Origin of the sequence: Brachybacterium sp. SW0106-09 (assembly GCF_001293905.1) — a bacterium.
GTDB lineage: Bacteria > Actinomycetota > Actinomycetes > Actinomycetales > Dermabacteraceae > Brachybacterium > Brachybacterium conglomeratum.
Genome location: NZ_BCAK01000002.1, coordinates 15,066 through 39,378, shown reverse-complemented (window position 1 = coordinate 39,378; position 24,313 = coordinate 15,066). Strand labels below are relative to the sequence as shown.

22 protein-coding genes and 1 pseudogene are annotated in these 24,313 nt (G+C 70.5%); 15 read left to right on the top strand and 8 right to left on the bottom strand.

Annotated elements, in window-relative coordinates; genetic code table 11:
* Positions 1-108 precede the first annotated feature (108 nt).
* The 6 genes and pseudogenes from Y09_RS01560 to Y09_RS01535 all read left to right on the top strand — a co-directional run.
* Positions 109-978 carry a class II glutamine amidotransferase gene (locus Y09_RS01560; protein WP_053915914.1) on the top strand — a complete coding sequence of 290 codons (870 nt, stop codon included), beginning with the start codon at positions 109-111 and terminating at the stop codon, positions 976-978.
* A 54-nt stretch (positions 979-1,032) separates the two neighbouring features.
* Positions 1,033-1,953: an ABC transporter ATP-binding protein gene (locus Y09_RS01555; protein ID WP_053915913.1), complete on the top strand. Its 921-nt coding sequence runs from the start codon at positions 1,033-1,035 to the stop codon at positions 1,951-1,953.
* The gene (locus Y09_RS01550; RefSeq protein WP_053915912.1) at positions 1,950-2,600 is read left to right on the top strand and encodes an ABC transporter permease; all 651 of its coding nucleotides are present in this window, start codon (positions 1,950-1,952) and stop codon (positions 2,598-2,600) included. Before Y09_RS01555 ends, Y09_RS01550 begins: the two co-directional genes overlap by 4 nt.
* Complete coding sequence (locus Y09_RS01545; RefSeq protein WP_053915911.1) at positions 2,597-3,268, top strand: ABC transporter permease; 672 nt, start codon at positions 2,597-2,599, stop codon at positions 3,266-3,268. The genes Y09_RS01550 and Y09_RS01545 overlap by 4 nt, the downstream gene beginning before the upstream one ends.
* A gap of 166 nt (positions 3,269-3,434) precedes the next feature.
* Positions 3,435-4,385: an ABC transporter substrate-binding protein gene (locus Y09_RS01540; protein ID WP_053915910.1), complete on the top strand. Its 951-nt coding sequence runs from the start codon at positions 3,435-3,437 to the stop codon at positions 4,383-4,385.
* Positions 4,386-4,519: 134 nt separating this feature from the next.
* Positions 4,520-5,224 (top strand): annotated as a pseudogene (locus Y09_RS01535) (NAD(P)H-binding protein); the annotation flags it as partial.
* Positions 5,225-5,251: 27 nt separating this feature from the next.
* Here the strand turns inward: Y09_RS01535 and Y09_RS01530 are convergent.
* The 7 genes from Y09_RS01530 to Y09_RS01500 form a co-directional block, all read right to left on the bottom strand.
* Entirely contained in the window at positions 5,252-6,037 is a 786-nt protein-coding gene (locus Y09_RS01530) for an IclR family transcriptional regulator (RefSeq protein ID WP_053915909.1), read from the bottom strand.
* A complete protein-coding gene (locus Y09_RS16710) occupies positions 6,034-6,579 on the bottom strand; it encodes a cupin domain-containing protein (protein WP_082358575.1) in 546 nt (181 codons plus the stop codon). The genes Y09_RS01530 and Y09_RS16710 overlap by 4 nt, the downstream gene beginning before the upstream one ends.
* Positions 6,580-6,858: 279 nt before the next feature.
* A complete protein-coding gene (locus Y09_RS01520) occupies positions 6,859-8,109 on the bottom strand; it encodes an aminopeptidase P family protein (RefSeq protein WP_053915908.1) in 1,251 nt (416 codons plus the stop codon).
* A gap of 294 nt (positions 8,110-8,403) precedes the next feature.
* The gene (locus Y09_RS01515) at positions 8,404-9,222 is read right to left on the bottom strand and encodes a creatininase (RefSeq protein WP_053915907.1); all 819 of its coding nucleotides are present in this window, start codon (positions 9,220-9,222) and stop codon (positions 8,404-8,406) included.
* Positions 9,219-11,042 carry a BCCT family transporter gene (locus Y09_RS01510; protein ID WP_053915906.1) on the bottom strand — a complete coding sequence of 608 codons (1,824 nt, stop codon included), beginning with the start codon at positions 11,040-11,042 and terminating at the stop codon, positions 9,219-9,221. The genes Y09_RS01515 and Y09_RS01510 overlap by 4 nt, the downstream gene beginning before the upstream one ends.
* 215 nt (positions 11,043-11,257) lie before the next feature.
* Entirely contained in the window at positions 11,258-12,616 is a 1,359-nt protein-coding gene (locus Y09_RS01505; protein WP_053915905.1) for an MFS transporter, read from the bottom strand.
* 196 nt (positions 12,617-12,812) lie between these two features.
* Positions 12,813-13,475 carry a GntR family transcriptional regulator gene (locus Y09_RS01500; RefSeq protein ID WP_053915904.1) on the bottom strand — a complete coding sequence of 221 codons (663 nt, stop codon included), beginning with the start codon at positions 13,473-13,475 and terminating at the stop codon, positions 12,813-12,815.
* Between the two features lie 186 nt (positions 13,476-13,661).
* Between Y09_RS01500 and Y09_RS01495 the strand changes: the two genes are divergently transcribed.
* From Y09_RS01495 to Y09_RS16705, 5 genes are all read left to right on the top strand, one after another.
* Positions 13,662-14,879 carry a sarcosine oxidase subunit beta family protein gene (locus Y09_RS01495; protein ID WP_053915903.1) on the top strand — a complete coding sequence of 406 codons (1,218 nt, stop codon included), beginning with the start codon at positions 13,662-13,664 and terminating at the stop codon, positions 14,877-14,879.
* Between the two features lie 34 nt (positions 14,880-14,913).
* Positions 14,914-15,363 carry a sarcosine oxidase subunit delta gene (locus Y09_RS01490; protein ID WP_053915902.1) on the top strand — a complete coding sequence of 150 codons (450 nt, stop codon included), beginning with the start codon at positions 14,914-14,916 and terminating at the stop codon, positions 15,361-15,363.
* A complete protein-coding gene (locus Y09_RS01485) occupies positions 15,356-18,310 on the top strand; it encodes a 2Fe-2S iron-sulfur cluster-binding protein (RefSeq protein ID WP_053915901.1) in 2,955 nt (984 codons plus the stop codon). Before Y09_RS01490 ends, Y09_RS01485 begins: the two co-directional genes overlap by 8 nt.
* Positions 18,300-18,989, top strand: a complete 690-nt coding sequence (locus tag Y09_RS01480) for a sarcosine oxidase subunit gamma (protein WP_082358574.1) — start codon at positions 18,300-18,302, stop codon at positions 18,987-18,989. The genes Y09_RS01485 and Y09_RS01480 overlap by 11 nt, the downstream gene beginning before the upstream one ends.
* A 374-nt stretch (positions 18,990-19,363) precedes the next feature.
* Complete coding sequence (locus tag Y09_RS16705) at positions 19,364-21,130, top strand: ATP-dependent endonuclease (RefSeq protein ID WP_082358573.1); 1,767 nt, start codon at positions 19,364-19,366, stop codon at positions 21,128-21,130.
* A gap of 157 nt (positions 21,131-21,287) precedes the next feature.
* On the opposite strand, the gene Y09_RS18060 is transcribed toward Y09_RS16705, so the two are convergent.
* The gene (locus Y09_RS18060) at positions 21,288-21,416 is read right to left on the bottom strand and encodes a hypothetical protein (RefSeq protein ID WP_255351625.1); all 129 of its coding nucleotides are present in this window, start codon (positions 21,414-21,416) and stop codon (positions 21,288-21,290) included.
* A gap of 205 nt (positions 21,417-21,621) precedes the next feature.
* On the opposite strand from Y09_RS18060, the gene Y09_RS01475 reads away from it, so the two are divergent.
* The 4 genes from Y09_RS01475 (at position 21,622) to Y09_RS01460 (ending at position 24,213) form a co-directional block, all read left to right on the top strand.
* Positions 21,622-22,110 (top strand): SRPBCC family protein, encoded by a 489-nt coding sequence (locus Y09_RS01475; RefSeq protein ID WP_053915900.1) that lies wholly within the window; start codon positions 21,622-21,624, stop codon positions 22,108-22,110.
* A 157-nt stretch (positions 22,111-22,267) separates the two neighbouring features.
* Entirely contained in the window at positions 22,268-22,795 is a 528-nt protein-coding gene (locus tag Y09_RS01470) for a polyketide cyclase (protein WP_053915899.1), read from the top strand.
* A 40-nt stretch (positions 22,796-22,835) separates the two neighbouring features.
* Positions 22,836-23,708, top strand: coding sequence for a formate dehydrogenase accessory sulfurtransferase FdhD (gene fdhD, locus Y09_RS01465; protein WP_053915898.1), 873 nt, complete (start codon positions 22,836-22,838; stop codon positions 23,706-23,708).
* Positions 23,709-23,754: 46 nt separating this feature from the next.
* Positions 23,755-24,213: an ASCH domain-containing protein gene (locus tag Y09_RS01460; protein ID WP_053915897.1), complete on the top strand. Its 459-nt coding sequence runs from the start codon at positions 23,755-23,757 to the stop codon at positions 24,211-24,213.
* Positions 24,214-24,313 lie beyond the last annotated feature (100 nt).

Below are 24,313 nucleotides of genomic sequence, written 5' to 3'. Positions count from 1 at the left end.
TCCCGTCGGCCGTCTCGTCCCGTCCCTCGAGCCGTCCCGTCGGCCGACCGGCGCGACCGCTGTCCCGTCGGCCGCCCCGCCCTCGCCCCCTCCAGGAAGGCCTCTCCCATGTGCCGTCTGCTCGGCGTCGTCTCCCGCGGCGCGCTCCCGCTGCACCAAGTGGTGCCCGACGAGCTCCCGCTGTTCACGGCGCTCTCCGAGCGGCACAAGGACGGCTGGGGCGTGGCCTCCTATCCCGCGGGCACGGGGGCCGACGGGGGCGACGACCCCGCCCCGATGCTCCCGCTGCTGCGCCGCGGCACCGACACCGCCCTCGCCTCGAACGACTACGGGGACGCGGTCGCGGAGGCGCGCGGCGAGGTGATCGTGGTGCACCTGCGTCGGGCGAGCGTGGGCCTCGCGCTGACCCCCGAGAACACCCACCCCTTCGTCGAAGGGGAGATGACCTTCAGCCACAACGGCCAGTTCGACCTCTCCGACGAGCTGCGCGAGCGGATCCTCGCCCGCGGCGGCCGCACCCCGCTCGGCACCACCGACTCCGAGCTGTTCCTCTCGCTGATCACCGCCTGGGCGGGCGAGCTCCCGCCGTGGGAGGGGCAGACGGACTGGGCGCTCGCGATCCAGCACGCGGCCACCGAGCTCACCGCGCTGACCACGGAGCTCTTCGGCCGCCCGCCCGAGTCGCTGAACTGCCTGCTCACCACGCCCGGCACGCTCGTCGCCTTCGCGCAGCACGACCCGCCCCAGGCCCCGGCCGATCAGCCGGCGGAGGTGTACGACCTGCGCTGGCGCGCCGACCACGACCGGGTGCTCGTCTCCTCGACCGGCTACCCGCAGGCGGGCTTCGCGACCCTCGCACAGGGGGCGGCGCTGACCGCGCACCGCGGCAGCCTCCGAGTGGAGGAGAATCCGCCGCTGGGTCTGAACGCGGCGGACCGATCGGCCTGGCGCGACCCCGCGCGTCGGGTCACTCGATAGGGTTGGTCCCTCCGGCAGTGACAGCTCGTCGGCCCGACCATCCTGGGAGGCCCCGTGATCGGTTTCGAGAACGTCCGCAAGGAATACCCGGGCGGCACGCTCGCGGTCGAGGACTTCACCCTCGAGATCGCCTCCCACGAGGCGGTCGCGCTCGTGGGCACCTCCGGCTCCGGCAAGACCACCCTCATGCGCATGATCAACCGGATGGTCGACCCCACCTCCGGACGCGTCACAATCGACGGCGAGGACGTCGCGGGGATGGATCCCGTCGCGCTGCGCCGCTCCATCGGCTACGTCATGCAGGCCTCGGGCCTGCTGCCCCACCGCACCGTGCTGGACAACATCACCACCGTCCCCGTGCTGCGCGGCACCGCGAAGGGCGCCGCGCGTGAACGGGCCCGCGAGCTCATGGACACCGTGGGCCTCGACCCGGAGCTCGCCTCCCGCTATCCCGCCCAGCTCTCCGGCGGCCAGCAGCAGCGCGTCGGCGTCGCCCGCGGCCTCGCCGCCGACCCGAACATCCTGCTCATGGACGAGCCCTTCGGCGCCGTCGACCCGATCGTGCGGGAGGAGCTGCAGAGCGAGCTGCAGCGCCTCCAGCGCGAGCTGCGCAAGACGATCGTCTTCGTCACCCACGACATCGACGAGGCCTTCCGCATCGGCGACCGCGTCGTGATCCTCCGCCCCGGCGGCCGGATCGCCCAGGTCGGCACCCCGCAGGAGATCCTCGCCGACCCGGCCGACGACTTCGTGGCCAGCTTCGTCGGCGCCGACCGCGGCGCCCGCACCCTGCACGTCGAGCATGTCGACGGCCGCGACGTCGTCGTCGACGCGGACGGGCGCGCCGCCGGGGTGCTCGCCGGCGCCCCCGCGCCCGGCGGGGCCGGCTCGCACCGGGCCGGCGCGAACGGGGTCGGCTCGAGCGCGGCCGACGGGGGCCGCGAGGGCGAGCGCGGGCAGGAGCGGCCCCGGTGAGCTGGGTCCTCGACAACCTCGACGTGATCGCGGGATACACCGGCGCGCACCTGGTCCAGGCGCTGCCGCCGATCCTGCTCGCCTTCGCGCTCTCCCTGCCGCTGGCGAAGCTCGCGAACTCCCGCGGCTGGCTGCGCACCGGCGTGACCACCACCGCCGGGCTGATGTACGCGATCCCGTCCCTGCCGCTGTTCGTGCTGCTGCCGGGCCTGATCGGCACCGGCGTGCGCAGTCCGCTGAACATCGTCGTCGCCCTGACCCTCTACGGCCTCGCGCTCATGGTCCCCACCGCCTCCGACGGCTTCCGCTCCGTCTCCCGCGATGTGCTCGGCTCCGCGACCGCGCAGGGCTTCGCCCCCGTCGCCCGCTTCTGGCAGGTTGAGCTGCCGCTGGCCGGACCGGTGCTGCTGGGCGGGGTGCGGGTCGTCGCGGTCAGCACGATCTCGCTGGTCACCGTCGGCGGCGTGCTCGGCGTGCCGAGCCTGGGGATGCTGTTCGTGGACGGGGTGCGGCGCGGGATCGTCGCCGAGATCGCCGCCGGCGTCGTCGCGACCGCCGCTCTCGCGCTGCTCACCGATGCGCTGCTGGTGCTGCTGGGCCGCCTGCTGATGCCCTGGCACCGCGGACGGGAGGGGAGCAGGCCGTGAACGAGAACCCCTTCCTCGGAGCCCTCGAATGGCTCTCCGACCCGGCGCGCTGGACCGGGCCGTCCGGGATCCCCCTGCGCACCGCCGAACATCTCGGCTACACAGCGCTCGGCGTGCTGGTCGCTGCGCTGATCGCCGTGCCCGTCGGGCTGTACGTCGGCCACACCGGCCGGTTCAAGGGCCTCGCCGTCGGCGCCGCGGGCGTGGCACGCGCCCTGCCCACCCTGGGCCTGGTGACCCTGTTCGCGCTGCTGGTGGGGATCGGGCTCACCGCGCCGCTGCTCTCCTTCGTGATCCTGGCGATCCCGTCGCTGCTGGCCGGGGCCTACTCCGCCGTCGAATCGGCGGACCCCGCCACCGTCGACGCCGCCCGCGCCCAGGGCATGACCGAAGGGCAGATCCTCACCCGGGTCGAGCTCCCGCTGGGGATGCCGCTGCTGGTGGGCGGGGTGCGCGGCGCGACCGTGCAGGTCGTCGCCACCGCCATGCTCGCCGCCTATGTGGGCAGCGGCGGCCTGGGCCGATACATCTTCCAGGGCCTCGGCTCCCAGGACTATCCGCAGATGATCGCCGGCTCCCTGCTGGTCATCGTGATCGCCCTCGTGCTCGACCTGGCCCTGCTGCTGCTCCAGCGCGCCACCGCACCGCGCGGGACGGCGGCCGCATGAGTCCCGTCTGCCCGACCAGTACCGTCGGCGGCGGGTCCGGTCAGGTGCCGGCGTGTGGCGTACCTCTATGCCTATATAGGCATAGAGGAACGCCACACGACCGTAGTCGACCATCCCTCGCCGCATCGCCGGCTCCCGCCGTCCGCCCCACCCCAGGAGAACCCTCATGAGCATCCACAACACCCGTCGTCACCTGCTGGGCGCCCTCGGCGCGGGCGGGCTCGCCCTCGGCGCCGCGGCCTGCGGCAGCTCCGACCCCTTCGAGGAGGACGGCGGCTCCGGCGCCGCCGGCTCCGACGGCGGCGGCGAGGCTCCCGCGGGCGCGCTCGCCATCGGCTCCCAGGCCTACTACTCCAACGAGATCATCGCCGAGCTGTTCGCGCAGGTGCTCGAGAAGGCGGGCTTCACCGTCGACCGCCAGTACCAGATCGGTCAGCGCGAGGTGTACATGCCCGAGCTCGAGGCCGGGTCGCTGGACCTGCTGCCCGAGTACCTCGGGAACCTCCTGCAGCACTACCAGCCAGACGCAGGCTCGGCGAGCCCCGAGGAGATCAGCTCCTCCCTCGAGGAGGCCCTGCCGGAGGGACTGCGCGTGCTGTCCTTCGCCGAGGCCTCCGACCAGGACTCCTACACCACCACCTCCGACTTCGCCTCCACGCACTCCCTCAGCACGATCGGCGACCTCGCAGGCGTCGAGGAGGACCTGAAGATCGCCGCGAACAGCGAGTTCGAGACGCGGCCCTACGGCCCCGAGGGCGCGAAGGCGGTGTACGACGTGGACATCGCCGTGGTGCCCGTGGAGGACTCCGGCGGCCCGCTGACCGTCCAGGCCCTCCTGGACGGGGACGTCCAGCTCGCCGACATCTACAGCGCCGATCCCTCCATCGCCGAGAACGACCTGGTGGTGCTCGAGGACCCGGAGTCGATGATCCTGCCGCAGAACGTGGTCCCCGTCGTCTCCGAGAAGATCGACGAGCAGGCGGCCGAGGCGATCGAGGGCGTGATCGCCGAGCTCAGCGCCGACGACCTCGTCGAGCTGAACCGGCAGAGCGTCGTGGACCAGGCCTCCAGCGCCGACATCGCCACCGGCTGGCTGACGGAGAAGGGCCTGCTCTGATGCGCATCGTGGTCACCGGGGCGAGCGGCAAGGTGGGCGGCGAGGTCACCCGCCTGCTCCACGGGGCGCCCGGGATCACGCTGCGCCTGGTCGGCCGGAGCCTCTAGCGCCTCCCCGCGCTCGAGGGCGTCGAGCAGGCACAGGCCGGGTTCGGCGACGCGGACGCCTGCGCCGCCGCCTTCGACGGGGCCGACGTGCTGCTGCTGGTCTCCGCCGGCGAGGCCGAGGACCGGCTCGACCAGCACCGCACCGCGATCGATGCCGCGGCCCGCGCCGGAGTGGGACACGTGGTCTACACGTCCTTCCTCGGTGCGTCCGACGACGCCGGCTTCACCCTCGCCCGCGACCACGGCGCGACCGAGGAGATGCTGCGCGACTCGGGGATGGCCTGGACGTTCCTGCGCGACAGCTTCTACGCCGACGTGCTGCTCGACTTCGCCGCCGACGACCGGGTGATCCGCGGCCCGGGCGGCACGGGCCGCTGCGCCTTCGTCGCCCGCCGCGACGTGGCCGAGGTCGCCGCCCGGATCCTGCGCGACCCCGCCCCCTGCGCCGGGCGGGCGCTGGACCTGACCGGCCCGGTCGCGGTCAGCCTCGCCGAGGCGGCGCTGCTGATGACGCGCGCGACGGGCGAGGAGTACGAGTACGTCGACGAGACGATGGCCGAGGCCCGCGCCTCCCGTGCCCCCTACGGCGCAGCGGATTGGCAGGTCGAGGCGTGGATCAGCACCTACACCGCGATCCGCGACGGCGAGCTCGAGCTCGTCTCCGGGCACGTCCAGGAGGTCCTGGGGCGGGCGCCGCTCGGCCTCGAGGAGGCGGTCGTCGACCCGCTGTGAGCGGGGGAGGGGCTCCTCAGCCCGGGCTCAGCTCACCGCGCCGAGCCGGCGCGAGATCGCATCGGCCGCGGCACGGGTCCGGGCGGCGAGCTCGGGGAGCTGCTCGGCCCCGGCGCGGTAGAAGGGCGCCGCGAGCAGCACGGCGCCGGCGACCTCCCCGCGGTGGTCGCGCACCGGCGCGGAGAGGGAGACCTCGTCCTCGGAGGTCTCGCGGTCGTTGAGCGCGTACCCCTGCTCCCGCACCCGGGCGAGCCGCTCCATGTAGTCGCCGGTCTCCCAGCCCTCCTCGAGCCGGATCGTGCCGGCAACGACCAGGGCCTCCGCCTCGGCGGGCTCGAGGGCTGCGAGGAGCACCTGCACGGTCGAGCTCAGCGCCGTGCGGTAGTGGCTTCCGAGCACCGAGGTGTGCTTGATCTGGTGGCGGCTCGGGACCTGCTCCACCGTCACCGACGCCGCGCCGTTCCAGACCGCGAGCGCGGAGGTCTCCCCGGTGCGCTCGGCGAGGTCCTGCAGGTCCTCGAGCGCGACCCGGCGCACGTCGAGCTCCGCCAGCAGCGGCCCGGCGACCGCGATCAGGCCCAGGCCCAGCCGGTAGCGGCGGGAGGCCTCGTCGCGCTCGACCACCCGCTCCTGCTCGAGGGTCGCCAGGATCCGCGAGACGCTCGACTTGTGCAGGCCGACCTGCTCCGCGATCTCGGTGACGCCCTGCTGCGGATGCTCCACGGTGAAGCAGCGGATGATCCGCAGGACGTTGACGATGACGGAGGCGCCGCGGCCGCTCTCGGAGCGCTCCTGCTCGTTGGTGCTGGTCATCCTCGGATCCTAGCGGCGCCGTCGTCCTCCGGGGCCTCGCCGCGGGAGACCGCCTCGCCGGAGTTCTCGCCACGGGCGGCCGAGACGGCGTCGCGGGCGGCGATCGCCTTGCGGTACGAGCCGAAGCCGCTCATGTCGAAGTGCCCCGTCGGCCCCCATGCCACGAGCACCTGCAGCGGCTCGTCGCCCTCGCAGGCCAGGTTGTGCTCGATGCCGGCCGGGGCGCGCAGCGCATCCCCGGGACCCAGCAGATGCGTCTCGCCCTCCTGGCGGATGCGGGCCCGGCCGGAGAGGACCAGGTAGATCTCCTCGAGCGACGGCTCGTCATGGGCGTGCATGCCCTCGTAGGCGCCCGGGGCGAGGGTCCAGGTCTGCAGCGCGACGGGAAGCTGCGAGCTGCCGGCGAAGTGATGGCGAATGCGAAGGTCACCGGCGCCCTCGTGGAGTGTTTGCGCGAACTCGTGCTCGCCGGCCCGCTCGACGGGGCCGTCCGACTGATCGGGGGCCGCGGGCCGGTGCTGCGGTGTCTCCGGGCTGCTCATGCGGGGCTCCTGGGGTCGGGGATCAGGCCGGCAGGCGGTGAAGATGGTCGTGAGGCGGCTCAGGGCGTACCAGTACGCCTATATAGGCGTAGTGGCACGCCCAGCGCCCGTGATCGACCATCACCGACCATGCCGCTCGGGTCGGGTCGGGTCGGGGCTCCTGGGGTCGGGTCGAGGCGGCGCCGCACGGGCCGGGTCGGGCGCGTGCGGCGGGGACGAGGACGCCGGCCGGCACCGTCCGCGGGTGCGGTGATGCCGGCCGGCGTCCCCTGTGCCTGATCAGGCAGGGATGATGTTGTGCTCCGGGCCGAAGGGGAACTTCGTGATGTTCTCGGCGCCGTCCTCGCCGACCACGAGGATGTCGTGCTCGCGGTAGCCGCCCGCGCCGGGCTGGCCCTCGGGCACGGTGATCATCGGCTCCATCGAGACGACCATGCCCGGCTCGAGCACGGTGTCGATGTCCTCGCGCAGCTCGAGGCCGGCCTCGCGGCCGTAGTAGTGCGAGAGGACGCCGAAGGAGTGGCCGTAGCCGAAGGTGCGGTTCGGCAGCAGGCCGTGGCCGATGTAGATCTTGTTCAGCTCGTGGGCGATGTCCTTGCACACGGCGCCGGGCTTGATCAGCTCGATGCCGGCGCGGTGCACCTCGACGTTGATGTTCCACAGGCGCAGCGACTCCTCGTCGGGCTCGCCGAAGAACAGCGTGCGCTCGAGGGCCGTGTAGTAGCCGGTGGGCATCGGGAAGGCGTTCAGCGACAGGATGTCGTGCTCCTGCACCTTCCGCGTGGTGGCCCAGTTGTGGGCGCCGTCGGTGTTGATGCCGGACTGGAACCACACCCAGGTGTCGCGCACCTCGCGGTGGGGGAAGGTCTTCGCGATCTCGCGGGTCATGGCCTCGGTGCCGGCCAGCGCCACCTCGAACTCCTGCACACCGGCGTGGACGGCGTTCTTGATCGCCTCGCCGCCGATGTCGCCGATCCGTGCGCTCTCCTTGATCACCGCGATCTCCTCGGCGGACTTGATCATCCGCTGGCGCATCGCGTCCTGGGAGACGTCGACCAGCTCGGCGCCGGGGAAGGCGTCCTGGAGGCGGCGCAGGATCTGCAGCGAGACGGTGTCGTCCTCGATGCCCAGGCGCCCCGGGTCGGTGATCCCGCGCTGGGCCAGGGCCTGCTGGAGCGCGTAGTAGAAGTTGTCGCGGTTCCAGTCGGTGTAGACGATGTTCTCGCCGTAGCTGGTGCGCCAGGGCATGCCCGCGTCGATGTTCGCGGTGATGGTGCAGGTGTCGTCGGCGGTGACGACCATGCCGTAGGAGCGGCCGAAGTACGTGAACAGGAAGTCCGAGTAGTACTTGATGCCCTGGTAGCTGGTGAGGATCACGGCGTCGAGGTTCTTCTCGGCCATGATCCTGCGCAGGCCGCTGAGGCGGCGCTCGAACTCGGCGTCGGAGAAGGTCAGCTGCTGCTTCTCGCCGATGTGGAGGACCTTGAGGCGCTCGAGGTCGTTGACGGAGGTTGCGGTGGTCGCGGTCATGATCGTCTCCTTCGACGGGGCACGGCACGATACTCGGCCTTGGTGGTTGCCTTGAGTGCAACCCTGTTGCGCCAGTGTTGCGCGTGAGGGGCGTCACGTCAAGCGGTTCGGGCAGGAAGTTGCTGCCCCGTGGTGGTGGGGCGGGCGGTGGCGGGATCGGCGATGCCGCCGGGGCCGACGGGATGGCCGACCCCGCCGGGGCCGACGGGATGGCCGACGGGGCCGCCCGGCGACCCGGAGGACGACGAGCCCCGCCCCTCGCCCGAGGCGGACGCGGAGCGAGGCTCGTCGAGGTCAGAGCCCGAGCTCGGTGCGCAGCTCCGCGGCGAGGTCCGCAACGGTCTGCGTGAACAGCAGCTCGCCCTTCTCGGCGCTCGCGCCGTCGGGCGCCGAGAGGCAGCCGGTCTCCGGCGTCCGTCCGGGCACGACCGGCAGGCGGTCGAAGCGGTACGGCGCGGCCGGCGGGTGGCTCACCGCGCGGTCCATGTGCACCAGCTCCGGGCGCAGGTGCAGCAGCAGCGCGGTCTCCAGCACCCCGCCGTGCTCCACGTCCCAGCCGGGGAACCCGCCCGGGTAGACCACCTCGAGCGTCGGCGCGGAGACGTAGTCCCAGTAGGACAGCAGCAGCACCGACTGCTCCGCGCCCGGGGCCAGGCCCAGGTCGCGCAGCGCCAGGTCCGCGCCCTCGTAGAGGAACTGCGTGTTCTCGTAGTGGCCGTTGAGCACCACCACGTGCCGCACGCCCTGGGCGAGCAGGCCCCGGATCAGCTGGCGCGCCTGGGCGATGAGCGCATCGGCGTCGAGGCTGAGCGTGCCGGGCAGGTGGTTCCCGCCGCCCGAGCGCTGCTGGGACTTGTACCCGAGCGTGAACGGCTCGAGCACCTTCGCCCCGGTCTGCTCGGCGACGGCGGTCGCGACCGCCGTGGAGAGGATCGCGTCGGTCCCCAGCGGCAGGTGCGGGCCGTGCTGCTCGAACGCTCCGGTGGGCAGGATCGCGACGGCGCTCCCGCCGCCCACCCATTCCTCGTACTCCCGGGCGGTCATCGTCGCCAGGCGCACGGTGCGGGCGGGCCCGTCGGCCGACGGGAGGTCGGGCGTGGTGGGCTCTGTCATCGGTAGTCATCCCTTCGGTCGTCGTGCCGGCGGATCGTCTGCGGGGGCACGAAGGTGCCCTCGCCGACGCCGCGCTTGGGGTCGGGGATCCCGTCCTCGTCGACGAACTCGTCCTCGGGGCGGGGCTCGGGGTCGTTGATCTCGCGCTCGGTCCGCACCACCGCGGCGTTGCGGCTGCGTAGGCGCCGGATCAGGTTCACGATCATCAGGATGATCACGAAGGAGAAGGGGAAGGCGCCGATGATCGTGCCGGTCTGGACGGTGTCCACCACGGCCGCGCCGCCGAGGGACAGCAGCACCGCCGCGACGGTCGCGATCGAGATCACGAGCACCACGCGGAAGGCAGGGCCGGACTTCTTGGGGGCCGAGACGAACTCCGCCAGCGCGTAGGTGCCGGAGTCGAGGCTGGTCACGTAGTAGGTCGCGACCAGCACGGTCGCCATGATGATGAGGAGGATGCCGATGCCCGGCACCATCTCCAGCATCCGGAACAGCGCCACCGAGAGGTCCTCGTTCACTGCCTCGGAGATCACCAGGCCGTTCTGGTCGTCGTAGCGGATGCCGGCCGAGGCGATGACCGCGGTCCACACCATCACGATCAGCGAGGGCACGATGGTCACGCCGAGCACGAACTCGCGGATCGTGCGGCCGCGGGAGATCCGGGCGATGAAGCCTGCGACGAAGGGTGAGAATGCGATCACCCAGCACCAGATGAACACGGTCCACGGGCCGTTCCAGAGCTCGTCCCAGGGGGCTCCGCTGCCGGCGGTCTCGGCCTCGGTCCAGAAGCTCATGGCCGGGAAGGAGGCGATGAAGCCGCCGAAGGTCTGGAACATGTTCGAGAGGATGAAGATCGTCGGCCCGAAGACGAACACGCCGACCACCAGCACGATGCTGAGTACGGAGTTCAGCTCGCTGATCCGCTTCATGCCTTTGTTCACGCCCATGAAGGCGGAGATGGCGGTGAGCGTGCCGAGCACGACGATCACGATCATCCAGACCAGGGGGCCGGAGGCGACCCCGGTGAAGGCGTTCAGGCCCGAGGAGAACTGCATCGCCGCGAAGCCGAAGGAGGTCGCCAGTCCCAGCACGGTCGCGATGATCGCGAGCAGCTCGATGACCACGCCGGCGGGGCGGCGCACGGCCGAGGGGAGGATGTCGACGGTCGCCTCGCGGAAGGTGAGGGTCTTGCCGAGGTTGTGGTGCGAGTAGGCCAGGCAGATCGCGACCACGCAGTACATCGCCCAGGCGGTGGGACCCCAGTGGAAGTAGGTCCAGATGATGCCGGACTGGCCGGCGTTGCCCATGTCCGAGGCCACCGGGGCGCCGTCGCGCAGCATCATCGGCTCGGCGAGGGACCAGAAGATCAGGCCCACGCCCTGCCCGCAGGCGAAGAGCATCGAGTACCAGGCGAAGTTGCCGTGGGCCGGCCGGGCCTTCGGGCCGCCCAGGCGGATGCGGCCCAGCGGGCTGATGCACAGCCACACGCAGACCGCCACGGCGATCAGCGAGTAGAGCACGAACCACCAGGTGAATCCGCCGGTGACGAAGGAGCGCAGGTTCGAGATGAGGTTCGCGGAGGCGTCGGGTGCGAGGATCACCGCGATGACGACGCCGACGATCAGCAGCGGCGGCAGCACCATGATGATCGTGCGATCCAGCGCCGGGATCTGGAATCCGCGGAAGCGGGGGAGGTCGACCGTGCGCTCATCGGCGCGGGAGGCGCCCTCGGGCGTCTCCGCCGCACCGTCGCGGTTCTCGGGCTCAGGGGGCGAGGACGGGTCCTCGGCGCCGGGATGGTTCGTCTCTGTGGTCGTCATGGGACACCCCTCGGGATGGTCGGTGCGGCCGGGCCGACGGCGATCGTCCTCGATCGCTCGACGGTCCGCGGAACTGGCTTCCCTGCACTGTTGCGTTGGGGGCAACGCGGTTGCCCAATCATTCACGTGGCGGCGGTCACAGTCAAGGGGGTTCTGGGGCGCGGCGCGCCGCGCCGCGCGGCGCCCGGGAGGCGCCCGCGCGGCGCATCGGGCGCTCAGGGGGTGGCGAGCTGCTCCTGCTCCTCGCGGGCGGCCTGTTCCCGGGCGGCCTTCGGATCGTACGAGTCGCCCTGGAGGATCAGCGCGACCAGCCCGAGCAGCGAGAGCCCCATGATCAGGAAGGCCGGCGAGTACGAGTTGTCCGTGACCGAGATCAGCCAGGTCGCGATGAACGGCGCGGTGCCGCCGAAGATCGCGTTGCCGAAGTTGAAGGGGATCGCGAAGCCGGAGAGGCGCACCTGCGGCGGAACTGCCTCGACGAAGTAGACGGCGAAGGTCGAGTCGTTGAGGCTGAACAGCGCCACCAGCGAGATCTGGATCAGCAGCACGCCGAGGAAGCCGGACTGCCCCAGCAGCACGAAGGCCGGGTAGCTCAGCAGGATGAACCCGATCGCATTGATCAGCAGCAGTCGACGCCTGCCGAAGGTGTCCGAGAGCCAGGAGCCCACGAAGATCAGCGGCAGGTAGAGCACCAGCGCGAGCGAGAGGATCAGGCTGGACTGGAACGCCGTCAGCCCCAGCTCGACCTCGATGTAGGTGGCCATGTAGGTGAGCACCAGGTAGTAGCCGCTCGCGTTCACGGCCATGATGAAGAGCATCCGCAGCATCGAGGGCCAGTGGCCCTTGATCAGCTCGAGCAGCGGCGCGGTCGCGACCGCCTCCTCCTTCTCCATCTGCTCGCGCACGGGCGAGTCGGAGACCCTGCGGCGGATCCAGCGCACCACGATCGTGAGCACCGCCGCGGCCAGGAACGGGATCCTCCAGCCCCACTCCTGCACGGCCTCCTCGGGCAGCAGGCCGTTCAGCAGCGAGGCCATCACCGAGGCGCCGAGGAAGCCGGCCGACGTGGCGATCGGCACGGTCGAGACCCAGCGGGCGCGCTTGTGCGCCGGGGCGTGCTCGGCCAGCAGCACCGCTGCGCCCGAGTACTCGCCCGCGGCGCAGAAGCTCTGCAGCATCCGGGCCGCGAGCAGCAGGATCGGGGCGGCGAGCCCGATCGTGGCGTAGCCGGGCAGGACGCCGATGGTGAAGGTCGCCAGCCCCATGCCCACGATCGTGAGGGTGAGCGTGCGCTTCGGGCCGATCCTGTCGCCGAAGTGGCCCCAGAACAGCCCACCGATCGGTCGGACCAGGAACGAGAGCGCGAAGACGCCGAAGGTCTGCATCAGCGCGATGCCCGGGTCGGTGCTCGGGAAGAACACCTGGGCGATGGTGGTGGCGAGATAGGCGTAGCTCGCGTACTCGAACCACTCGATGAAGGTGCCCAGGCCGACGGTGCTGAGCGTCAGCCTGACCTGGCCGCGCTCGAGCCGTGTGGCCGCGGCCGCGGTCGCATGGGAGGGGGTGCTGGACATCGGGGCTCCTGTCTGCCGCCCGCCGTCGGGAGGGGCCGTCGGCTCGCTCGGGGCGACGCGGGAGGAGGTGCGCGCCGGCGAACTCGTGCGTTGCGTTCAGTACAACTGAGTTGCCAGGATGTCCTGTGGGCTGGGTCACGTCAAGGAGATCGGTGGCCCGTGACCGTCTCGTTGCACGCCCGGCCGGATGCTGGCTTCAGAGCACCATGCGGATGGAGGACTCGAACTCCGCGACGTGCTGCGCGACGAGCTCGGCGGCGCGGTCGTCGTCCCCCGCGAGCATCGCGTCGAGCATCTCCCGCAGCTCGGTGACGTGCGAGGTCAGGCCCGGCAGGCGGTGCATCGCCACGCACCAGATGCGGGTGGAGAGGTTGTCCAGGCGCAGCAGCGTCTCGGCGAGGTAGACGTTCCCGCAGGCGCGGTAGATCGCGCGGTGCACGCCGACGTCGACCTGCAGGGCATGGCGCGGGTCCGCGGCCTCGGGACCGGCCTCGAGCGCGTCGAGGGAGCGCAGCGCCTCGGTGAGGGCGGCGCGGGCTGACGGGTCCTGGTTCGCGGCCGCGGCGCGGACCGCGACCGGCTCGAGCGCCGCGCGCACCTGGGTGATCGCGGCCAGCGCCGTGATGTCGACCGTGGTGGCGAAGGTGCCGCGGCGCGGATAGGTGACCACGAGATGGTCGAGCTCGAGGTGCTTGATCGCCTCGCGCACCGGGGTGCGGCCCACGCCGAGCTCCTCGGCGATCCGTCCCTCCTGGAGCGGCTCGCCCGGGGCGATCTCGAGCATGATCAGCCGGTCGCGCAGGGCCAGGTACGCCTGCTCGGCGAGCGAGGCGGGGGAGGTGCCGAGGGGCGTGGTCATCTCTGCTCCTGGGCAGTCGGAGGCGGTGGGGCGTCGGGGCCCGGGGCCGGGATTGACACCGGATGTGTCCCACCCTACAGTGAGCGACCAGTGATATATCAGTCACAGTCGACTGGTCGACACACGCTCCGTCCGGCTCACCGCCGGCGACGGCGCGCCCCGTCCCCCTCTGCGAAGGAACCCTCCATGGCCGACCTTCTTCCCGAGCATCCCGATTTCCTGTGGCACTCGCCCGAGCCGAGGTCCGGTTACGACGTCGTGATCGTCGGCGGCGGCGGCCACGGTCTCGCGGCCGCCTACTACCTGGCCTCCCGCCACGGCATCACGAACGTTGCCGTGCTCGAGCGCGGCTGGCTGGCCGGCGGGAACATGGCCCGCAACACCACGATCATCCGCTCGAACTACCTGTGGGACGAGTCGGCGATGATCTACGAGGCCTCGCTGAAGCTGTGGGAGCAGCTGCCCGAGGAGCTCGAGTACGACTTCCTGTTCAGCCAGCGCGGCGTGCTCAACCTCGACCACACCCTCGGCGACGTGCGCGGCTCCGTGCGCCGCGTCAACGCCAACAAGCTCAACGGCGTGGACGCCGAGTGGCTCGACCCGAAGCAGGTCAAGGAGGTCGTGCCGATCCTCAACATCTCCGAGGGCATCCGCTACCCCGTCCTCGGCGGCACCTACCAGCCCCGCGCCGGCATCGCCAAGCACGACCACGTCGCCTGGGCGCTCGCCCGCAAGGCCGACGAGATGGGCGTGCACATCATCCAGAACTGCGAGGTCACAGGCGTGATCGTCGAGAACGGCCGCGCCGTCGGCGTCGAGACGACCCGCGGCCGGATCAACGCCGGGAAGGTCGCGCTCGCCGCGGCCGGGCACTCCACCGAGGTCTCCGAGACCGCCGGCGTGCGCCTCCCCGTCCAGTCCCGCCCCCTCCAGGCCCTGGTCAGCGAGCTGTTCGAGCCCGTCCATCCCGCCGTCGTGATGAGCAACCACGTGCACGTCTACGTCTCCCAGGCCCACAAGGGGGAGCTCGTGATGGGCGCGGGCGTGGACCAGTACAACGGCTACGGCCAGCGCGGCGCCTTCCACGTCGTCGAGGACCAGCTCGCCGCCGCCGTGGAGCTGTTCCCGATCTTCTCCCGGGCCCGCGTGCTGCGCACCTGGGGCGGGATCGTCGACGTCACCGCCGACGCCTCGCCGATCATCTCGAAGACCGAGGTGGACCAGCTGTACGTCAACTGCGGCTGGGGCACCGGCGGCTTCAAGGCCACCCCCGGCGCCGGCTTCGCCCTCGCGCACACGATCGCCAACGACGAGCCGCACGAGATCAATACGCCCTTCACCCTCGACCGCTTCGAGACGGGCCACCTCATCGACGAGCACGGCGCCGCCGGCGTCGCCCACTGACCGCGCCCCGGCGCCACGACCCCAGGAGGCCACCATGCTCCTCATCGACTGCCCCCACTGCGGGCCCCGCAACGAGGTCGAGTTCCACTACGGCGGCGAGGCCCACGTGCCCTACCCCGAGGACCCCTCGGCCCTCGACGACCGCGAGTGGTCCCGCTACCTCTTCTACCGCGCCAACACCAAGGGCATCCTCGCCGAGCGCTGGCAGCACTCGGCCGGCTGCCGCAAGTGGTTCAACGCCCTGCGCGACACCCGCACCTACCGCTTCGAGCGCATCTATCCGATGGGCTCCCCGCGCCCCGACCTGCCGGAGGCCGAGAAGGTGCCGGCCGACGCCGCCGAGCCGGACCGCTTCGCCTCGATGACCACCACCGAGGGGCGCACCGACGGCTCCCTCGCCGACCCCTCCGCCGCCGGCACCGCCGCCGACGGCTCCACCCCTGCCCCCGAGGCTCGCACCGGGAACGAGGACGACCATGCCTGAGAACCAGACCCCCCGCCGCGGCCCCGCCCACGGGGTCGACCCCGCACGGCCCCTGACCCTCACGGTCGAGGGCGAGACGCTGCCCGCGCTCGCCGGCGACACCGTCGCCAGCGCCCTGCTGGCCGCCGGTCGCCTGGCCGTGGCGCCCTCGATCTACCTCGCCCGTCCCCGCGGCCTCATGGCCGCCGGCCTCGAGGAGACCAACGCCCTGATCACCGTCCACGACCGACGGGAGAACGGGACCGACGAGTCGATGCTCCCCGCCACCGCGGTCGAGGCCGTCGACGGGCTCGAGGCGAGCCTGCTCAGCGGGCTCGGCACGCTCGACCCGCGCGAGGACCACGCCTACTACGACCACAAGCACGTCCACACCGACGTGCTCGTCGTCGGCGCCGGCCCCGCCGGGCTCGCCGCCGCCCGCGAGGCGGCCCGCTCCGACGCCCGCGTCATGCTGCTGGACGAGCAGCCCCTCGCCGGCGGCTCGTTGCTGTCCTCGCGGGGCCTGCGGATCGACGACCAGGACGCCATGGACTGGGTCGATGCGACCGTCGCCGAGCTGCGCCGCACCGAGGACGTCACCGTGCTCGAGCGCACGAACGTCTTCGGCAGCTACGACTCGAACTACATCACCGCCCTGCAGAAGCGCACCGACCACCTCGGACTCCCCGCGGAGGGTGCGGACGGCGGCCGCCCCGGCGTCTCCCGCCAGCGCGTCTGGCACATCCGCGCCAAGCAGGTCGTGCTCGCCCCCGGCGCGATGGACCGCCCCGTCGTGTTCGCGCACAACGACCGCCCGGGCGTCATGCTCGCCGCAGCCGTGCAGACCTACCTCAACCGCTTCGGCGTCGTCGCGGGCGAGGACGTCGCGGTGCTGACCACGAACGACTCCGCCTGGGAGGTCGTCGCCGATCTGCACGACGCGGGCGTGCGCCTGCCCGTCGTGCTCGACTCCCGCCCCGAGCCCAGCGCCCGTGCCGCGGCCGTCCTCGAGGCGACCGGCGTCGACGCCCGCTTCGGCTGGTCCGTCGTGGACACCGTCGGCGGCGGCGACGGGGACCGCCTCACCGCGGTGCAGATCGCGCCGCTGGGCGCCGACGGCGAGATCGCCGGCGAGGTCGAGACCGTCGCCGCGGACCTCCTCGCCGTCTCCGGCGGGCTCTCCCCGCTCGTGCACCTGCACTCCCAGCGCCAGGGTCGGATCCAGTACGACGAGGCGCTGACCTCGTTCGTCGCCGTGCCCTCGGTCGAGGACCAGCACCTGGCCGGCTCCGTGCTCGGCACCGCCGACCTCGCGGGCGCCCTCTCCCAGGGCGCCGGGGCCGGTGCCGCCGCCGCGACCGCCGCCGGACACCCGGTCTCGGCGAAGGCCCCGCAGGCCGAGGCGTCGGCCCCCGTGGCACCGGCCCGGCCGCTGTGGCTCGTGCCCAGCCCCGACAGCGGTCCCGTCTCCGCGGCGACCGAGGACCCCGAGCGCTGGCGCGAGCACTTCGTGGACCTGCAGCGCGACCAGACCGTGCGCGACGTGCTGCGCGCGCTGGGCGCGGGCATGCGCGCGGTCGAGCACGTCAAGCGCTTTACCTCGATCAGCACCGGCGCCGACCAGGGCAAGACCTCCGGCGTCGCCGCGATCGGCGTGATGAGCGTGCTGCTGGGGGAGGAGGACCTCGGCGGCATCGGCACCACCACCTACCGGGCGCCCTACGCCCCGGTGAGCTTCGCCGCCCTCGCCGGCCGCCGCCGCGGGCAGATGTTCGACCCCGCCCGCATCACCTCCATCCACCAGTGGCACCTCGAGCACGGCGCCGTCTGGGAGGACGTGGGCCAGTGGAAGCGACCGAGGTACTTCCCGCAGGGCGAGGAGGACATGGACGCGGCGGTGCTGCGCGAGTGCGCCGGCGTGCGCGACTCCGTCGGCATGATGGACGGCACCACCCTCGGCAAGATCGAGATCCGCGGCGCGGATGCGGCGCGGTTCCTCAACCGCATGTACACCAACGGCTTCCTCAAGCTGCCGGTGGGCAAGGGCCGCTACGGCGTGATGTGCGGGCCCGACGGCATGATCATGGACGACGGCGTCACGCTGCGCGTGGCCGAGGACCACTTCTTCATGACCACCACGACCTCGGGGGCCGCCGCCGTGCTCGACCACCTCGAGGAGTGGCACCAGACGGAGTGGCCGGAGCTGGACGTGTCCATGACGTCGGTGACCGAGCAGTGGACCACGATCACCGTCGCCGGGCCCCGCTCCCGCGATGTGATCGCGAAGGTCGCCCCCGACCTCGACGTCTCCCAGGAGGCGTTCGGGTTCATGGAGTTCCGTGACACGGTCCTGGCCAGCGGCATCCCGGCCCGGATCCCGCGGATCTCGTTCTCCGGCGAGCTCGCCTTCGAGATCAACGTCGAGGCCTTCTACGGGCGGACCGTGTGGGAGGCCGTGCACGCGGCCGGCCAGGAGTTCGGCATCGTCGTCTACGGCACCGAGACCATGCACGTGCTGCGCGCCGAGAAGGGCCTGATCATCGTCGGCCAGGACACCGACGGCACGATCACCCCGCAGGACGCGAACATGTCGTGGATCATCGGCGCGAAGAAGAAGGACTTCGTGGGCAAGCGGTCCCTGGACCGCCCGGACTCCGTGCGCGAGGACCGCCGCCAGCTCGTCGGCCTGCTCAGCGACGACGGCAGCACGCGCCTCGAGGAGGGCGCGCAGATCGTCGACGCCGACACCCCGATCACGCCCGAGGACGGGCCCGTGCCGATGATCGGCTGGGTCTCCTCCTCGTACCTCTCGGCGGCTCTCGACCAGCCGTTCGCGCTCGCCCTGGTCGACGGCGGCCTCGGCCGCATCGGCGAGAAGGTCCGCTCCCCGCAGGGGGAGCGGATCATCGACCTGACCATCACCTCTCCCGTGCTCGTCGACCCCGAAGGAGCCCGCCGTGACGGCTGACAGCACCACCCTGACCACCTCGATGGACGTCCTGGAGCCGCTGCGCGCCGCCCCCGCCCGCCATCTGGCCGACCTGATGGAGGGCGCCGCCGTCACCGGGGCGCGCGCCGTGACCCTGCGCGAGCACGAGTTCGCCGTGCAGATCGGCCTGCGGGCCGTGCCCGGCGAGCAGGGCGCGACGGCGCTCGAGTCCGTGCTCGGCGTGCCCCTGCCGACGGCGCACGGCGAGGTGACCGACGACCTGGACGGCCTGCACGTCCTGCGCCTCTCGCCGGACGAGTTCCTCGCCGTGGACGTCTCCCGCCGGCAGGAGCCCGGCGTCGAGGCGCCGTACCAGGAGGCGCTGGAGGAGGGGGTCCCCGGACAGGCCGTGGACCTCTCCGCCAACCGCACCGTGCTGGTGCTCGAGGGCCCCGGTGCCCGCGAGGTGCTCGAGAAGAGCGTCGCGCTGGACCTGCACCCGCGCGTGTTCGACGTCGGCCGGGCCGAGGCGACGCTGCTCAGCACCATCCCGGTGGTGCTCGTGCGCAGCGGCGAGGAGACCTGGCGGATCCTGCCCCGCGCCTCCTTCGCGGACCACATGGTGCGCTGGCTCATCGACGGCATGACGGAGCTCGGCTCCGCCTGCCCGGAGGAGGAGTCCGCGCAGCGCTCGGTGCGCCCCGCCCAGCACGCCTGAGCGGGGCCAGGGCAGGGCCGACGGTGCCGGCCGTCGGCCGACGGCGCGGCGACTGAGTCACGGCTGCGGAGAGGACGATGAGGTACCCAAAGTGCCCCAAACGCACTTACCTTCGGTCGTGTGCGCAGTTCTGCTCTACCCTGGCTATCGACCGCACTGATGATGCCCCGGTGTGTCTTGACCGCATAGAGGCATGACTGCGACCTTCGTAGCGTAGAACCTGAGCCATTTGTCAGTTCGATGTAAGCGGCTCTCGGCGCATCGTCGTTCGGCTCAAAGACACTGATGGGCGAGGGATCTGCTAGCTGCCGGGAAACTCCTGTGGCTGGGATGTGTGGCCGGTAGTATGAAAATTGTCCCGCAATGGAGGGCGCGTGGAACTTAAAGAAGTGTCGGTGAGCAACTATCGGTCCATCGCGAGGCAGACGCGATTCGCTGTTGGAGACCTGACGACCCTCATCGGTCCTAACAACGAGGGAAAGTCGAACCTGTTGCGTGCGCTCAGTATAGGCATGCACCTCATTCAGTGGTGGAGTGCCCTACCGGACCACCTCGCTGGCAAGGAAGAGCTGACCGGGATCGACGCCGTCTCATTCCTAGCGCGTGGCCGAATGTCGCGCAACCGTCGGTCGGAGGAAGAAATGCAGGGGTTCAACTGGTCGCGCGACTACCCACTTCAAAAACAGAACACCAAGGGCTCTCAGCCGACCACGCTTCGATTCTCCTTCGAGCTAGACGATAGCGAAGTGTCTCGATTCTACGAAGCAACTGGTCTGCGAAACAACGGGATGCTGCCTATTGAGCTGAAGCTTAGTCGGGCAAGCGTTTCACTGGGCATCGTTAAGCCAGGTCGTGGTGCTGCTTCGCATAAGGCGAAAGCGCGGGAGATTGCGAAGTTCGTCTCAGACAATGTTTCCTTCGTGTCAATTCCGGCAATCCGGACTGGCCGGCAGGCGCAGTCACTCGTAAACGATCTGGCGCGAATTCGACTTCAGACCGTGGCTCGCTCGGAGGAATACCAACGACTCGCAGCCGAGATTAACGGGCTGCGTCGTTCGGCGGTTTCTGAAATTGCTGAAGAGTTGACTCAGTCCGTGAAGCAGTATCTTCCATCTGTCGATGCAATCGAGATTGAAACTATTGACATCTCGGCCTCCGATGCTGTGGCAGACCTGGTTATAGATGACGGGACTTCAACTTCCATCGACAGTAAGGGTGACGGGATCAAGTCGCTTGTTTCGATGGCCCTCTTGCATCAGTTGGCAAGCGAACGTTCCGGTCAGCAGAATATTATTCTTGCGGTGGATGAGCCCGAGGCTCATCTCCACTCCGCATCAGTCCACGAGTTGCAATCGCTGTTCACGGAGATGTCGAGATCTCAACAGGTTATTCTAGCCACGCACAATCCGATATTTGTAAACCGCGAGAAGGTGCGCTCAAATATTCTGGTGCGTGCGAATGATGCTAAACCCGCGCAGAATGTCGATCAAATCCGTCAGGCTATTGGGGTGCAACTCCATGATAATCTCAGTTCGGCCGAGAAGATTCTGTTGGTTGAGGGGTTGACCGACGAGTCTTCGCTTCCCTTCTTGCTGGAGGCGGTAGACCCGGGTTGGCGTGAGCTCGTCACCTCTGGGCGAGTGGTACTAAAGGCGACAAAGGGCGTGGGGAAGCTAAGGTCTCATGTTCAGAGAGAGAAGTCAACGCTATGCCAGATCTTTGTAGTGGTTGACGGGGATGCGCCTGGAAAACAGCAAGCGGCGGCGCTCATTGACGAAAAGCTTCTGCCTTCCCGCAACGTTTTCGCGCTAAGTGACGGCCTTAGGAAGCAGTCCGAACTCGAGGATTTGGTTCTACCAAGCGTCTATCTGGACAAGATTAGCGCCACTTTTGGAAGGGAATTCACAGAGTCTCATTTTAAGGACAGGTCTCGAAAGTGGGCGGATAACTTCGAGGCTGCGGCGACAATGCTGGGGATCATTGTCACGGCGACCACCCTGGAGGACGCGAAACGTACGGTGGCTGATGCAGTCCGGAATGCGGATCCATCCGAGCTGGTTCGAAAAGAGGCTAAGCCTTCCCTTGGGGTGCTGAGCGGCCTAATTCGGGGTGCGGTAAGTTCGGATGCCGTCATGGGGTAAGAGGATTTTGAGTCATTCGTAAATGCGCTGCCTTGATGCTTCTGCTCTTTGTAGGCGCTGAAATTGTTCCCGTGAACGTGCTGCGTGTGGACCAGCAGCTCCCCCTGAGCTCGTCTAGAGGGCGGGCGCGTCTTGGGGGCGTAGAAGGTGCTCGGTGTTACTTGCGTGCCGCTGCGGTGAGCTTGGGGCAGATTGACTCGATGTCGAGCTCCTGCTTGTGTTGGTCGATCCCGAGGCGTTTCAGCGGCTGAGTGCTCAATCGCTCCTGCTGGTCGTGGTCGATCACTCGGTCACTCCTCGCTGCTTGTGTGGGAAGTAGGAGTGCTTACACAGCTTCGGCTATCCCGTCGCCCATGCTATGCCCCTCGATCCGAGAGGTCGTCATTTCCCAGGCGGCTCGCCCTTGATTGCCCTCGGCCCTCTCGCCAGGCGATCCGACCGCCCGGTCGTCGCGGCGTGACATCGCGGAGCTTCCGCGGCAGGGTGGAGGGATGAACACAGAGCAGACCCATCTGACCGTCACCCGCACGATCGACGCCCCCTCGAAGGACATCTTCGGCGTGCTGACGCTCCCCGCACGCCACCACGAGTTCGACGGCTCCGGCTTCGTCCGCGCCGCCGACGACACCGAGCGGATCACCGCCGCGGGCGAGAAGTTCGTGATGAACATGCACGGCGACCACATGGGCGGCGACTACCGAACCCACAACTTCGTCACCGCATACGACGAGAACAAGATGGTGGGCTGGAAGCCGGCTCCCGAGGGGGAGGACGGCAGCGCCCCCGAGGGCCCGAAGGGCTGGGAGTGGCTCTACGAGCTCACCCCGCAGGGCTCGGACGCGACCGAGGTGTCGCTGACCTACAGCTGGTCCGACGTCACCGATCCCGAGCTGCTCAAGCAGATCCGCTTCCCGATGATCCCCGAGGAGGATCTCGAGCAGTCGCTGAACCTGCTCGCCGCCGCGGTCACGAAGGACTGACCTCGCGGGACGCCCGCCCTCCTGCCGGGGCGGGCGGCCTCGTGCGCGCAGGCCGCCCGCACCCGTCGGCCGGAGGAGGAGCCTCGCCCGAGCCGCCGATCTCTGGCACGCTTCGTGCAGACGGCGACGACGCCGCCCCGACTCGAGGAGCACCGCCATGGCCGACGCACAGTCCCTCCCCGCCGACGCCCCCGTCCCCGACGAGATCGTGCACAGCGTGCTGATCGACGCGAGCGCGGAGAAGGTGTTCGCGGTCGTCCGCGAACCCGGCTGGTTCATCAACGACGGCGAGTACCGCGAGCACGAGATCATCACGTCGGGCCCGGTCACACGCGTGGTCGACCCCGTCCACGGCAGCTTCCAGCTCGCGATCGAGGCGCACGAGCCGCCGAACCGCGTCGCGTTCCGCTGGCTCGGAGGCGGGCTCGGCGAGATCTCCGACGCCCCGAACAACACCGTCGAGTTCGTGATCGACCCCGCCGGCACCGCGGCCCGGAACCGTGTGCGGCTGACCGTGCGCGAGCGAGGCTTCGCGAAGCTGGGCCTGGACGAGGCGGTGCGGCGGCGCAACTACGAGGAGAACCTCCACGGCTGGCAGCTGGAGCTCGACCTCGCCAAGCGTCTCGCGGAGAACGGTCCGAACGGTGCCGCCGTGTCGGGATCCGGGGACGACGCCCAAGGCTGAGGGCACACCCCACCGCAGGTGGGAGGGCTATCCTCGAGGGATGGGCAGGGTCACCGACAGCACGCGGATCCGCACCGTCCGGGTGCGGGACGGGAAGCTCTACGCCGGACGCAAGGGCGACCATGTCGCCGTCGAGGAGCCGCTGGACATCCGCCTGAACGGGCAGCAGCTCTCCCTCGCCATGCGCACCCCCGGCAACGACGTCGAGCTGATCCACGGCTTCCTGCACGCGGAGGGCCTGATCCGTGACCGCGAGGACGTGGCCGAGGCCCGCTACTGCGACGGAGCCGTCGTCGACGCCGGCAGCGGATTCGCCCAGAACACCTACAACGTCATGGACTTCACGACCACCCGGCCGCAGCTGCTGCCGCAGGTCGCCCGCGCCTTCACCACCACCTCCGCCTGCGGGGTGTGCGGCGCGGAGAGCATCGACGCCGTACGGCAGAAGAGCCGGTACACGCTGCTGCAGTCCTGGGTGGCGGACCCGCACGTGATCCTCCGCGCCGCCCGCGAGCTCTCCGACCAGCAGGCCGTGTTCGCCCGCACCGGCGGCGTCCATGCCGCCGCGCTCGTGGACCTCGAGGGGAACCTGCTCGTGGTCCGGGAGGACGTCGGCCGGCACAACGCGGTCGACAAGGTCATCGGCTGGGCCCTGCTCGAGGACCGCCTGCCGCTGCGGGACTGCTTCCTGCTGGTCTCCTCCCGGGCCAGCTTCGAGATCGTCCAGAAGGCCTGCATGGCCGGGATCCCGCTGGTGGCCTGCGTCTCCGCCGCGAGCTCCCTGGCCGTCGAGACCGCCCGCGAGTTCGGCCAGACGCTCGTCGGCTTCACCCGCGCGCGGGAGGACGGCGACGGCCGCATGAACCTCTACACCCACCCCGAGCGCCTCGACCTCTCCGCCGCCGAGGGCTGAGAGAAAAGAGGTCCGGCATGGCCTCCGTGCCCGGTAGGGTGCGGGGGTGACCAGCGACGACGCCGCCCTTCACCAGTTCTGGGCCGAGGCCCGCACCGCCCGCCCCGAGCTGCCCGCGCAGCTGCCGGAGGCATGGGCGTTCGGCGCCACCCCCGAGCACGCCGACGGGCTCCTCCGCCTCGTGCTCGAAGGGGTGAAGACGGGGACCGCCTCCTCGCTCTGCGACTACGAGGCCGACGGGGACCCGCTCCCGGAGGTCGGCGAGCTGTCCATCATCCTCGACGGCAGCGGCGCGCCCCGCGCGGTGCTGGAGACCACGGAGGTCGTGACCGTCCCCTTCGACCAGGTCACCGGCGAGCACGCCCACGCCGAGGGGGAGGGCGACCGGACCCTCGCGGCCTGGCGGCAGATCCACGAGCGCTTCTGGACCGAGCACTCCGACGGCGGCTTCGCCCCGGACATTCCCGTCGTCTGCGAGCGCTTCCGCCTGATCCACCCCCGCTGACCGCATGATCACTCGGGTGACTGCCTGATCCCCGCCGGCGTCCGCTCGCCCCGCCGTCCGGCAGCCCTTCCCGACCGCGTCGCCCCGCCCGGGCGCCGAC